General features: G+C 38.7%; 11 protein-coding genes and 1 tRNA gene. 10 read left to right on the top strand and 2 right to left on the bottom strand.

What is annotated here, in order from left to right:
* Window positions 1–20: 20 nt before the first annotated feature.
* The 9 genes from der (at window position 21) to H0Z36_RS08390 (ending at window position 8,943) form a co-directional block, all read left to right on the top strand.
* Window positions 21–1,349, top strand: a complete 1,329-nt coding sequence (gene der / locus H0Z36_RS08350; RefSeq protein WP_296865420.1) for a ribosome biogenesis GTPase Der — start codon at window positions 21–23, stop codon at window positions 1,347–1,349.
* A gap of 91 nt (window positions 1,350–1,440) precedes the next feature.
* On the top strand, window positions 1,441–2,028 hold the full coding sequence (gene plsY, locus H0Z36_RS08355; RefSeq protein WP_296865422.1) for a glycerol-3-phosphate 1-O-acyltransferase PlsY: 588 nt from the start codon (window positions 1,441–1,443) through the stop codon (window positions 2,026–2,028).
* 33 nt (window positions 2,029–2,061) lie between these two features.
* Entirely contained in the window at window positions 2,062–3,093 is a 1,032-nt protein-coding gene (locus H0Z36_RS08360) for an NAD(P)H-dependent glycerol-3-phosphate dehydrogenase (RefSeq protein ID WP_296865424.1), read from the top strand.
* Window positions 3,094–3,253: 160 nt separating this feature from the next.
* Window positions 3,254–4,732 (top strand): stage IV sporulation protein A, encoded by a 1,479-nt coding sequence (gene spoIVA, locus H0Z36_RS08365; RefSeq protein WP_296865425.1) that lies wholly within the window; start codon window positions 3,254–3,256, stop codon window positions 4,730–4,732.
* 157 nt (window positions 4,733–4,889) lie between these two features.
* Entirely contained in the window at window positions 4,890–5,336 is a 447-nt protein-coding gene (locus tag H0Z36_RS08370) for an ACT domain-containing protein (protein WP_296865427.1), read from the top strand.
* A 17-nt stretch (window positions 5,337–5,353) separates the two neighbouring features.
* Window positions 5,354–6,643: a homoserine dehydrogenase gene (locus tag H0Z36_RS08375; protein WP_296865428.1), complete on the top strand. Its 1,290-nt coding sequence runs from the start codon at window positions 5,354–5,356 to the stop codon at window positions 6,641–6,643.
* A 9-nt stretch (window positions 6,644–6,652) separates the two neighbouring features.
* Window positions 6,653–7,558 (top strand): homoserine kinase, encoded by a 906-nt coding sequence (gene thrB, locus H0Z36_RS08380; protein WP_296865430.1) that lies wholly within the window; start codon window positions 6,653–6,655, stop codon window positions 7,556–7,558.
* A 32-nt stretch (window positions 7,559–7,590) separates the two neighbouring features.
* Window positions 7,591–8,811 carry an aspartate kinase gene (locus H0Z36_RS08385; RefSeq protein ID WP_296865432.1) on the top strand — a complete coding sequence of 407 codons (1,221 nt, stop codon included), beginning with the start codon at window positions 7,591–7,593 and terminating at the stop codon, window positions 8,809–8,811.
* A 54-nt stretch (window positions 8,812–8,865) separates the two neighbouring features.
* A tRNA-Pro gene (locus tag H0Z36_RS08390) sits at window positions 8,866–8,943 on the top strand.
* 83 nt (window positions 8,944–9,026) lie between these two features.
* On the opposite strand, the gene H0Z36_RS08395 is transcribed toward H0Z36_RS08390, so the two are convergent.
* Together H0Z36_RS08395 and H0Z36_RS08400 are read right to left on the bottom strand one after the other, a co-directional pair.
* A complete protein-coding gene (locus tag H0Z36_RS08395; RefSeq protein ID WP_296865434.1) occupies window positions 9,027–10,853 on the bottom strand; it encodes an acyl-CoA dehydrogenase in 1,827 nt (608 codons plus the stop codon).
* Between the two features lie 143 nt (window positions 10,854–10,996).
* Window positions 10,997–11,551, bottom strand: coding sequence for a DUF2726 domain-containing protein (locus H0Z36_RS08400; protein WP_296865435.1), 555 nt, complete (start codon window positions 11,549–11,551; stop codon window positions 10,997–10,999).
* Window positions 11,552–11,698: 147 nt separating this feature from the next.
* Between H0Z36_RS08400 and thrC the strand changes: the two genes are divergently transcribed.
* Window positions 11,699–13,201, top strand: coding sequence for a threonine synthase (gene thrC, locus H0Z36_RS08405; protein WP_296865436.1), 1,503 nt, complete (start codon window positions 11,699–11,701; stop codon window positions 13,199–13,201).
* Window positions 13,202–13,213 lie beyond the last annotated feature (12 nt).

The following is a 13,213-nucleotide window of genomic DNA, read 5'->3' on the forward strand; positions in this document are numbered from 1 at the left end:
AGGAATATGGAGGATCGATTATGGCAAAACCGGTAGTGGCTATTGTAGGTAGACCTAATGTAGGCAAATCTACTTTGTTTAACCGTCTTATAGGCGCAAGAAAAGCAATAGTTGAAGATATACCCGGGATTACAAGGGATAGGATTTATGATACTGCCGAATGGGAAGGGCGGGAATTTATTGTTATTGATACTGGTGGAATAAGGTTTGATGAAGGCGATATATTTGCGGCCGAAGTTAAGATGCAGGCTGAACTTGCTATTGAAGAAGCTGATGTTATTTTGTTTGTTGTAGACAGCCAGATTGGAATTACTCCAGAGGATGAACAGGTTGCAGAGATGTTGCGTAAATCGAAAAAACCGGTGGTTCTGGCTGCCAATAAAGTGGAAAATTTTACAAAGCAGCTTGATTATTATGAGTTTTATCAGCTGGGATTGGGAGATCCTGTACCTGTATCTGCCATCCACGGTATGAATACCAATGACCTTTTAGATGCGGTTGTAACAAAGTTTCCTTCTCTTGATGAACCTGAAGAGGATGATGATGCAATAAAGATTGCGGTTGTAGGGCGTCCCAATGTGGGCAAATCATCCCTGGTTAATGCTTTGCTCGGTGAAAAAAGGGTTATTGTAAGTGACATGCCTGGCACTACACGGGATGCTATTGATACTCCTTTTACTTATAATGGCCGTAATTATATTCTTATAGATACAGCAGGTATAAGAAAAAGGTCTAAAATTAAAGATGCTACTGAAAAATACAGCGTGATAAGGGCTTTGCGAAGTGTGGATAGAGCCGATGTGGTTCTTATAATGCTTGATGCAGTTGAAGGTGTAACTGAGCAGGACAAGAGGATTGCAGGATATGTGCATGAACAGGCTAAAGCTAACATAGTTGTAGTTAATAAGTGGGATTTGGTAGTTAAAGATGAGCATACCATGAATCAATATGATAAAAGCATAAGAGATGAAATTAAGTTTTTGTCTTATTCTCCTATTTTGTATGTATCTGCGTTAACCAGGCAGAGAATTTTTAAAATTTTGGAGATAGTGGATTTTGTAGCAGAACAGCATCACCGAAGGATTACTACGGCTGAGCTTAACCGGGTAATAAATGAAGCAGTTATGTTAAATCCCCTTCCCGGTGGCGGGGGCAAGAAAGTAAAGATTTTCTATACTACTCAGGTGAGAACTGCTCCGCCTACTTTTGTGTTTTTTTCCAACCATCCTGAGCTTATTCATTTTTCTTACTTGAGGTATTTGGAAAATATCCTGCGCCAAAATTTTGGGTTTGAAGGAACTCCGATAAGGCTTTTAACCAGACAGAATGAAAAAAAAGAATTTAACTAAAAGGCTAAGAGCAAGGGAAGATTAAAGGTTTGTCGTATATTTAGAAATATATATGCCCTTTAATGTGAAATTCAATTGGGGGAGGATAAATGTGCAGAATTTAGGTGTGATAGTTTTGTGTTACTTGATAGGATCAATCCCTTTTTCTTTTATATTCAGCCGGTTGTGGGGTGAAGAGGATATTAGAAAAAAAGGCAGCGGAAATGTAGGTGCTACCAATGTTTTGCGCACTGCAGGGATTAAAGCGGCTTTGCCCGCTTTAATTGGTGACCTTTTAAAAGGTATTGTTGCTGCATTTTTGGGTATGAAAGCAGGAGGAGAAGTTTGGGCCTCAGTTTGTGCAGCTGCTGCTGTTATTGGACATTGTTATCCAGTTTTTTTGAGGTTTAAAGGAGGCAAAGGAGTAGCTACTGCTGGTGGAGTCGTTCTTTTTCTTATGCCAAAGATTTTAGGAATTTTAGCGCTTATTTTTATTGTGGTTGTAATTATATCCCGCTATGTTTCGTTAGGCTCAATTATAGCTGCTTTTATGTTTCCTATTATGGCTATAGTTTTAGACCAGCCTCTAAGTTATATAATTCTGAGTGTTTTTCTGGCTTTCTTGGTAATATATAAGCATCGCGAAAATATTATGAGGTTGCGTCAGGGAAAAGAATTGAAATTGGGGCAGAAGGCTTAAAAATTTACAGGTATGGCCGGGAGGTTTAAATAGATGAAAAAGGTGTGCATTATAGGTGCAGGTTCTTGGGGAACTGCCCAGGCTATCCTTTTGAGTACTAATGCTGAAAGGGTAGTCTTATGGGGGAGAAAGGAAGACGGAGTAGAAGTTATAGAGAGAAGAAGGGAAAATGAAAGGTTTCTTCCCGGAGTAAAATTACCGTCCAATATAGAAGTAAGTAAAGATATGTCTTATGCGCTTTCTGATGCGGATTTGATAGTTTTAGCAGTACCTGCCCAGGCAGTGCGAAAAGTAACGAAAATGATGGCAGATTACTTGGAAAACCGCTCCTATCTGGTTATTACTGCCAAAGGTATAGAAACCGCTACCGGAATGCGCATGAGTCAGGTGGTGGAAGATGTCCTGGGCAAAGAGATAAAGAAACGGTTAGCGGTGTTGTCAGGGCCAAGTCATGCCGAAGAGGTGGCCAGGAAGGTTCCTACAGTAGTTACTGTGGCTGCATTTAATCGCGAAACTGCCTTTTATGTACAGGATGCTTTTATGACTTCATTTTTCCGTGTTTATACTAATCCTGATGTAGCTGGAGTAGAGCTGGGAGGAGCTTTAAAAAATATTATTGCTTTAGCGGCCGGGGTCGTTCAAGGGCTTAATTATGGAGACAATACCAAAGCAGCTCTTATCACCCGCGGTTTAACCGAGATAACCCGAATGGGAGTAGCATTGGGAGGAGATTCCAGAACTTTTTCAGGATTAAGCGGTATAGGGGATTTAGTTGTTACCTGTGGAAGCAGATATTCCCGTAATCTTAGGGCGGGAGAGCTTATAGCCAGGGGGTATTCCCTTGATGAAGTCCTGGAGAGGATAGGGATGGTAGTAGAAGGGGTTCATACTACCAGAATAGTTCATCATCTAGCCTGTGAAATGAATATAGAAATGCCCATAACCCATGCCTGTTATAACATACTTTATAATGGAAAGAGGCCTGAAGAAGAACTGGAAAATGTAATGAACCGCCGAAAAAAACATGAGATAGAAGATATAGTCCATGATATAGAAGGATGGTAAAAAGTGTGAATAAAAACCACACTTTTTTTCTTTTCTGGTTATATTACCGAATATTGATAAATATATTTATACTGTTATAGCCTGAATTTGCTTGTGGGGTATCCATATATTCGGAGGGATGGTGCCTTAAGAGTCTAAATCCGAGGGAGGGAGAAGCAGAGTGGAAGGGACTAATATTTTAAATGATATTGCGCAAAGAACTGGTGGCGATATTTATTTGGGAGTAGTGGGCCCTGTAAGAACGGGAAAGTCGACTTTTGTTAAAAGATTTATGGAATTGATGGTAATTCCTAATATAAAAGATATATATGATAGAGAGAGAGCTAAAGATGAACTTCCCGTAAGTGGTGCAGGTAAAACAATTACTACTACTGAGCCGAAATTTGTACCTAATGAAGCCATTGAAATAGGCACAAACAACGGAATTAATCTGAAAGTCAGGCTGGTTGACTGTGTGGGTTATACAGTTGATGGGGCGTTGGGATATGAAGAAGATAATGAACCTCGTATGGTAAAAACTCCCTGGTTTGACTATGAGGTTCCCTTCGAGGAGGCAGCCGAAATAGGAACCAGGAAAGTGATAACTGATCATTCTACTATCGGGTTTGTAATAACAACTGATGGCAGCATAAGTGATATCCCCAGAGACAATTATATTAAAGCAGAAGAAAGGGTAATAAATGAGCTTAAGGAACTGAACAAACCTTTTATTGTGCTTTTGAATTCGCTCTATCCACATAAAAAAGAGACATTGGAGCTGGTTGATGAGCTTACTGTTAAATATGGGGTAACAGTAATTCCGATAGATGCAGCTAATATTACTGTTGATGAGATTTATGCTGTTTTGGAAGAAGTTCTTTATGAATTTCCAGTGCAGGAAGTAAACATAAAGCTGCCTGGATGGGTGGATGAGCTTAAAGAAGACTTCTGGTTTAGAGAAGAAATGGAAACCTCAATAAGGGAAGTGTTAAACGAGATACAAAAAGTGAAGGACATTGAAAAAGCGATTTCTAAACTCTCGGATATTGAAAACATAAGCTATGTAAGTTTGAAAGAGATGAATTTAGGAACCGGGATAGCTTCAATTGATGTTGAGGTTCCCGAAGAAATGTTCTATCGCTGTTTGAGTGATGTAAGTGGATTTACAGTTGAAGGAACTCATGATATTATGAGGCTTATGCAGGATTTGAGTATTGCCAAGAAAGAATATGATAAAGTGGCAGATGCTTTAAAAGAGGTTCGAGAAACCGGATATGGAGTAGTAACCCCCAGATTAGAAGAGATGTTCTTAGAGGAGCCTGAACTTATAAGGCAGGGTAGCCGTTTTGGCGTAAAACTAAAAGCGAAGGCTCCATCTCTCCACATTATAAGGGCTGATATTACAACAGAAATTACTCCAATAATCGGAACTGAAAGCCAGTGCGAAGAATTGGTAAGATATATATTGGAGGAATTTGAAGAAGATCCTGGTAAAATATGGCAGTCCAATATTTTTGGCAAGTCACTTCATGATTTAGTTCGTGAAGGTATACAAAATAAGCTGCACCGTATGCCGGAAAATGCTCAGGTGAAACTGCAGGATACCCTGCAGCGGATAGTAAATGACGGCAGTGGAGGACTTATTTGTATAATAATATAAAATTTAAGAACAAATAAAGTTTTAAAAACCTCAGCTGAAACATTATGATAGGCTGGGGTTTAACTTTTTTATTGTATTTGCATATTATTGATGTTATAATATGTAATGTCCGTTTTAAAAAGAAAAAAATCTATGAATAGCGGACAGTGAGGTTTTTATGTTGAAAGATAAGAAGAATTATTACATAGTCCGAGAAGATATCCTGCCTGAATCTATTGTTAAAACGGCTAAAGCTAAAGAGATTTTAGCTAAAGGTGAAGCGGAAAATGTTTTAGATGCAGTAAATAGATTAGGGATAGCCCGTAGTACTTATTATAAATATAAAGATGGAGTTTTGCCTTTTTTTGATGCCGACAGCATGCGCATAATAAATATTTCTCTTTTTTTAAGCCATGTTCCTGGGGTTTTGTCAGGGGTTTTAAACCTGGTTGCCTCACTTAAAGCTAATGTTCTTACTATAAATCAAAATTTGCCTTTACATGGGATGGCTTATGTAACATTATCTTTGAGCATTGAAGAGATGACAGTTACAGTTGATGAATTTTTAATGGATTTACAAAAAATAGATGGTGTAATAAAGGCAGAAATAGTAGGAAGAAGCTGAGATTAGGAGGTTTTAAAATGATTAGAATAGGGCTTTTAGGATGTGGAACGGTAGGATCAGGAGTTGTCAAACTGTTAGAACAGAATAAAGATATTATTGCAAACCGGGCGGGTGAAACCGTAGTTTTGCATAAAGTTTTGGAACGCGATGTTGAAAAATGTTATCAACTGGGTATTCCTGCTGAGAAAATAGCCCAGGATATTGATGATATTTTAAATGATGAAGAAATAGACATTGTGGTAGAACTTATAGGTGGCCTCGAACCTGCCTTTAGCTATGTAATTGGAGCGATTAATCGCGGAAAACATGTAGTTTCGGCCAATAAAGACCTTATTGCGGTTAAAGGTAGGGAGATATTTAAAGCGGCTGAAGAAAATAATGTTGATTTTTATTATGAAGCGAGTGTAGGGGGAGGGATTCCTATCATATATCCCCTGAAACAGTCTTTAGCTGCTAATAGAATAAAAGAAGTTATAGGTATCTTAAACGGAACTACCAATTATATGCTTACCAAGATGACCCGGGAAGGTTTAAGCTATGAACAGGTTTTGAAAGAAGCTCAAGAATTAGGATACGCCGAGGCTGATCCTACTTCTGATGTAGAAGGGCTTGATGCCGCAAGGAAAATTGCGATTTTGTCTTCTATTGCTTTTAACAGCCGTATTACTTTAGATGATGTGTATGTTGAAGGCATAACCGGGATTACTCCTGCCGATATAAATTATGCTGCTGAATTGGGCTATGTGATAAAACTTCTAGCCGTTGCCAAACAGGATGACGAAGGTAATGTTGAAGTAAGGGTAAATCCTGCTTTTATTCCTGTAAGCCATCCTTTGGCGGGTGTTAATGATGTTTTCAATGCAGTTTTTGTTAAAGGTGATGCGGTAGGAGATGTAATGCATTACGGAAAGGGAGCAGGACAGATGCCTACTGCCAGTGCAGTAGTTGGCGATATTATTGAAATAGTGCGTAATATGCGCTGTGGGTCTAATGGGAGAATAGGCTGTACCTGTTATGATGAAAAAAGGGTCTTAAAAGTTGATGATATGAAAGCAAGATTTTATATCCGTATGACTGTGGTAGACCGTCCCGGAGTATTAGCAGGTATTGCTGGGGTTTTTGGCAACAATAATGTAAGTATTGCTGCTGTTTTGCAAAAAGAAGGCGAAGATATGGCTGAACTTATTTTGATTACCCACGAAGTTAGAGAAAGAGATTTGCGGAAATCATTGGATGAAGTTAAAACTTTAGACACAGTAGGCAGTATAAATAATATCATAAGGTTAGAGGGATTGGATAAACAGTAAGGAGGGTCTATGATTACGGTAAAAGTGCCGGCTACTGCTGCCAATTTAGGTTCAGGTTTTGATACTTTAGGGTTAGCTCTGGACTTGATGCTTGAAGTTAAGATAAAGCCGGCAGTAAACGAAAATAAAATTGAGTTCTGTGGGTACGGGGCTTCAGATATAAAACAAAATCCTGATTCTAATTTGATCTTGAAGGCAATGCATAAAGTTTTTACAAAAGCAGGAGCTGTGATGCCTCCGATAGAGCTTTATGCAAAAAACAACATACCTGTAGGTAAAGGGTTGGGAAGCAGTGCTGCTGCAATAATAGCCGGGCTTTATGCCGGAAATATGCTCCTTAAAAATAGATTTAATGAAAAAGAACTCATAAATATGGCAGTTTTTCTGGAAGGACATGCCGATAATGTGGTGCCTGCTGCTGTAGGCGGCTTGACAGCAGTCATGGTGGATAAAGATGAAGTTTATTATAAAAAGCTTAAATTCCCTGGTGAACTGAAAATTATAGCATTAGTACCTGATTTTATTCTTCCGACCAAAAAAGCGCGCACAGTTTTACCGGAAAAAGTAGGGATAAAAGAGGTGACCTCTGCTTTGCAAAAGGCTTGTTTCCTGGCTTTAAGCTTAAACAATGGTGATTTTGAATTTTTAGATAAGGCTATGTCTGATGAGCTTTTTCAAACTGCCAGAAAACGATTTATTCCGGGTTTTGATGAAGTAATAAGAGAGGCTAGAAAAGCGGGTGCATTAGGGGCTGCATTGAGTGGAGCCGGACCTTCTATTATAGCATTTTCTTTAGAAAGAGAACATTTCATAGGAAAAAGGATGCAGGATGTTTGGGCTTTACATGGCATAAATAGTGATGTATTCTATCTCAAGGCATATGAAAATGGAGTTATATGTGAAAAAACATTATAGATAAATTTGGACACAGCAAGGAGTGTGAAATTTTGGCCTTATTAGTTACTAAATTTGGTGGAACTTCAGTTGCATCTTTAGAAAGAATAAAAAATGTTGCTCTGCGCCTTAAAGATATGAAGGAGAAAGGGAATGATGTTGTAGCAGTAGTTTCAGCTATGGGAGATACCACAGATGAATTGATTGATTTGGCTAAGTTAACCGGGGATAATTTAGCTCCGCGGGAAATGGATATGCTTTTATCTACCGGTGAACAGCAGTCGGCTGCCCTTCTTGCGTTGACTTTGCAAAATATGAATTGTGATGCTATATCACTTACTGGATGGCAAGCGGGGATAAAGAGTGATGATAAACACAGCAAAGCCAAAATAAGTGAAATTAATACAGAAAGGCTAAGAGCAGAATTAGCCAAAGGGCGTATTGTAATAGTAGCTGGTTTTCAGGGTATTTCTCCCTGCGGAGATATAACTACATTAGGGCGTGGAGGTTCGGATACTACTGCTGTTGCTATTGCTGCAGCATTGAAAGCTGATCGCTGTCTTATTTTTACGGATGTAGACGGAGTTTATACTGCCGACCCCCGCATAGTACCTGAAGCCCGCAAACTTTCACAGATTTCCTATGAAGAAATGCTTGAAATGGCAAGCCTTGGGGCAGGAGTTTTACAGTCGCGTTCAGTTGAGTTTGCTATGCTTTATGGGGTTGATGTTGAAGTTTTAAGCAGTTTTAATTTTAATCCCGGAACTTTAGTAACGGAGGTAAAAAATATGGAGAAACAGAGAGTTGTATGTGGAGTGGCAGATGATAGAAATTGCGCCCGTTTTGCGCTTTTTGATGTTCCTGATGTTCCTGGTATAGCAATGAAAATATTTAAAGCTTTAGCAAAAGAAAATATAAATGTTGATATGGTTATTCAAAGTGCTATGCGCGATAATCGAAATGATATTGCTTTTACCATAGAAAGAGATGATCTCAAGCGCGCTGTCCCAGTAGTCCAAAAGGTTGTAAAAGAAATATCTGCTTCTGGTTTTTCTTATGCGGATGATGTTGCCAAAGTTTCTATTGTAGGGGCTGGAATGCAGACTAATCCTGGAGTAGCTGCTGACATGTTCGAGGCTTTAGCAGAGGAAAATATCAACATTCATATGATAAGCACATCTGAGATTAAAGTATCATGTGTTATAGATGAAAAAGAGTTAGAAAAGGCAGTTCGAGTCTTACATAAGAAATTCGAGCTCGACAAAATAGAATAAACCATTTAATTATCTTGACGAAACAGGGATTATGATATAAAATAGTCCTTGCGTCGGGGTGTAGCTCAGCTTGGCTAGAGCGCTTGCTTGGGGTGCAAGAGGTCGCTGGTTCAAATCCAGTCACTCCGACCATTTTATTTAATCAAGAAAATTAAAGCTTCCAGCTCTTATGTGAGCTGGAAGCTTTTTTATTTAATCAACACCAGATATTAAATTTAGAGTCCGAAAATGTTATCATCAATTTCTAAACAGGTCCTATCTTCATTTTTCAGAACCTGGAGGAAGGTTCCGATTTCTGGAATGATGTTGTTTATAAAGAAACGGGCTGATACTATTTTGCCTTTATAAAAGTTATAGTCATAGTGATCTTCACCAAGTTCATCAATTTTCTTTTGGGCAATTAATGCCATTTCTAAGAGAAGTTTGCCTGCCCACAGTTTGCCTGTAGCATGAAGCATTCTGGTGGCATAGAGCTGAATCATGCCAGGCTTAGCATAAAGTCCCTGCCAGATTTTAAGGATTTCATCATATTTGGCTAAAGCATCTTTATAAAGAGCCATTTCTTTTTCAAAGCCGGGTGCATTTCCGGTTTCTTCAACAAACTGGCGGATGTGATCGAGCCACATAGCGAAAACCTGGCCATTTTTCATGGTCATTTTACGGCCTACTAGATCCATTGACTGTATGTAGTTGGTTCCTTCCCATATTGGATATATACGGGCATCTCTATAAATCTGGGCAATGGGATATTCTTCGGAAAAACCGTAACCGCCGTAGCATTGCAGAGCTTCAGAAATACATTGCAGTGCCATGTCTGAACAGTATGCTTTGACAATAGGAGTATTTACTGCCAGAAATATGGAAGCTTTTTTACGCATTTCCGGATCAGAACTGTAGTTTTCAATATCAGCCCACCAGAAAGTCTGAATTGCCATGGCCCTGAATGCTTCAATATGGGCTTTCTGGAACATCAGCATTCTCTTTATATCTTCATGTTTTATAATTTGGCATCTGCCTGATTTAGGGTTAGTGGTAGGACGCCCCTGAATGCGCTGTCTGCAGTATTCAACTGTATTGTGATAAGCTGACGCGGCTAAAGCACAGGCAGATAAACCGGTCATAAGCCTTTCTTCATTCATCATTTTAAACATCTGAGCCATGCCCTGTCCGGCTCCATCTTCACCTGGGGGATCTCCTAAAAGGAAGCCTTTACATTTACCTTCTTCACCGAAATTTATCACACAGGTGGGAGATCCGCGGTGTCCTAATTTATGTTCAATGCCTGCACAGTGAACATCATTGAATTCTCCGGGATTTCCATTTTCATCAGGCAGATATTTGGGAACTACAAAAAGGGACAAGCCTTTAGTACCGGGAGCAGCCCCTTCTATACGCGCCAGAACCAAATGGATTATATTTTCGGTTACATCCTGTTCACCGCCGCTTATGAAACATTTAGTCCCTTTGATGAGATAGACTCCCGGCTCATCAGTAGGGATAGCCTTGGTAGTTGCATCTCCTACATCAGAACCGGCATTAGGTTCAGTTAAATCCATAGTACCTGACCATTGTCCGCTGTACATTTTGGGGAGATAAGTTTTTTTGAGCTCTTTACTGCCGAAATCCCTTATTAAACCAGCTGCACCTGAATTAGCGAGCCATAAGGTTTGGATTGAAGGGTTGGCTGCTATGAAATATTCGTTGAGAGCCCAGACCACAGATAAAGGAAGGGCTGATTCGTCGTCGGGATCTACATTGGAAGCTGCAAATCCGTTGTTAACTATAAAATAGTAGGCATCTTTGGTGGATTGAGGGGTGATTACCCTGCCATTTTCAAATTTTGCACCTATTTTATCCGAATCTTCATTTGAAGGGGCAACCACTTCTTTAGCGCCTTTAAGTGCATTTTCCAGGATAAAATCAAGATCCTCTACTGAATAGCCGTCTTTGAATCGTTCAGTATTAAAAACAGTATTCATGTCCAGCCATTCTTTTAATATAAATTTGTGATCTCTGGTAGTGTTCATAAAGGTTGATGACATAGCTGTTCCTCCTTGATTTATTAGTGAATAAAAAATGCTTGCATTTTTATTTTAACAATTATAAACATTAAATATCAATAACGGTAATAAATATTTTGACAACAAAAAATGCCGACCTTAAAAGGTTAGGTCGGCGTTAGCCGTCAAATATTTATGTCGTATTCTTTTATTTTGCGGATTAAGCCTTGGGTTGAAGGAAGATGAGGAAAGTTAAGTGTTAAAACAGGTATTCCAGCAGTTTTGGCTGCTTTTTCTAGAAAGTTTTCAGCAATTTGTTCTTTTTTAGCATTGCTGCCTTCATGCACCTGTACTATAAAAAGAGGTTCTAAGCTTTCAAAATGGCAGATGAGAAAGTCTACACTTTTAGAATTTATTCGTTTAACATATTCGGGGCTATTTTGGACGTGTGGATCAACCTGCATAAAGTCGGACAAGCGTACTTTAGGAAAAATCTTGAAGTTATCCGCAGGCAAAGTTTTATTGAGCAGATTATAAACATCTTTTTCTGCAGCAGATAATATGCTTGTCTTTTTAGTATAAGGCAAGTTATTTATATCAATCCAGGCTTCGCTGACATCAATGACTTTGCCTCCTTTTTGCGGTTTGTTTTTTCTGGGTTCCGATATTTTCTCTTTATATATATCCCAGAGAAGCTTCAAAAGTATAAACCCTATTACAGCCAGTATAAACTGTCCCATGTTTTACCTCCCGATTAAAATCTGCTTACCAAAAGCTGTCTTTTCCATTATTATATATATTATCAGCTATTGCAATCTTTTTGAAAATAGATATTATACTGAGTTAGGTGTAAAAATTATGTTTTAAAACAGGGAGGATTATTAATAATGCAGTATGAGAGCAGCAGAGGTCAATATAAAGGGCTTAAGGGGGCAGAAGTTATCAAGTTGGGAATAGCCCCGGATGGTGGATTGTTTGTTCCAGAGTATATACCAGAACTGACCAGTGAAGATTTAAAAGGAATGGAAAACCTGACTTATCAGGAAAAGGCAGTATATATTTTAAAACAATTTTTATCTGATTTTAGCCTAAAGCAGATTGAAGAATGTGTCCATAAAGCTTATAACTGGGAAAGTTTTGATCATGAAGATATTGCACCCCTGGTGCCTCTAGATGATAAGACTTATATTCAGGAATTGTGGCATGGCCCAACCTGTGCTTTTAAAGATATGGCATTGCAGATACTGCCTTATTTACTTACTACCAGCGCCAGCATTACCGGCGAAACTGATGAAATTGTAATTTTAGTTGCAACTTCCGGAGATACAGGCAAGGCGGCGTTGGCCGGCTTTAAAGATGTAGAAAATACCCGGATAATAGTTTTTTATCCAGATGAAGGGGTAAGTGAAGTACAAAAAAGGCAGATGATTACCCAGGAAGGAAGAAATGTTTTTGTAGCTGCGGTTAAAGGCAATTTTGATGATGCTCAAAATGGAGTTAAAGAGATATTTAATGATGAAAATATAAGAAAACTGCTTGCATCTAACCATAAGAAAATGTCATCAGCAAACTCTATCAACTGGGGTAGACTTTTACCTCAGATAGTCTACTATATTGCGGCTTATGTAGATTTGCAGAAAAAAGGAGTAATAAAACAAGGTGAAAAAATAAATGTTGTGGTTCCTACCGGAAATTTTGGAAATATTTTGGCTGCCTTTTATACCAGAAGGATGGGTATTCCCATAAACAGGCTGATATGTGCTTCTAACGCCAATAATGTGTTGACTGACTTTATACGCAATGGGGTTTACGACCGCAACCGGAAGTTTGAAAAGACTATATCGCCATCTATGGATATCCTGATTTCTTCAAATTTAGAAAGGCTTTTATATGAGGTTACCGGACATGATGCGCAAAAAGTCAGGGATTGGATGAAAAGATTAAAAGATACAGGCAGATATGAAGTAGACAGTTTGACCCGTGAAAAAGTGCAGGAATTGTTCTGGGCTGATTTTTGCAATGATGCAGATACTATTAGGACTATCAGGGAGGTATGGCAGGATTATAAATACCTTTTAGACACTCATACTGCAGTAGCTGTAAATGTTTATAACAAATACCGTAAAGCTTCTGGGGATAATACGGTTGCAGTTATTGCATCTACTGCCAGCCCTTTCAAATTTGCTAGCAGTGTAGCCCGGGCAGTTTTGCCTCCTGATATGATGGAAGAAAAAAATGAATTTGAAGTTTTAGAGCTTTTATCTTCTTATACCGGTTTAGCCATTCCTGCTGGTATTAAGGATTTAGATAAAAAACCGGTTATTCACAATACCAAATGCGACAAGACTGAAATGAGGGAAACCGTGTTGAGATTTTTGGATATAAAATAGCCGTTATCTTTG

The organism is Thermosyntropha sp. (genome assembly GCF_017656155.1).
Classification (GTDB): domain Bacteria; phylum Bacillota; class Syntrophomonadia; order Syntrophomonadales; family Syntrophomonadaceae; genus Thermosyntropha.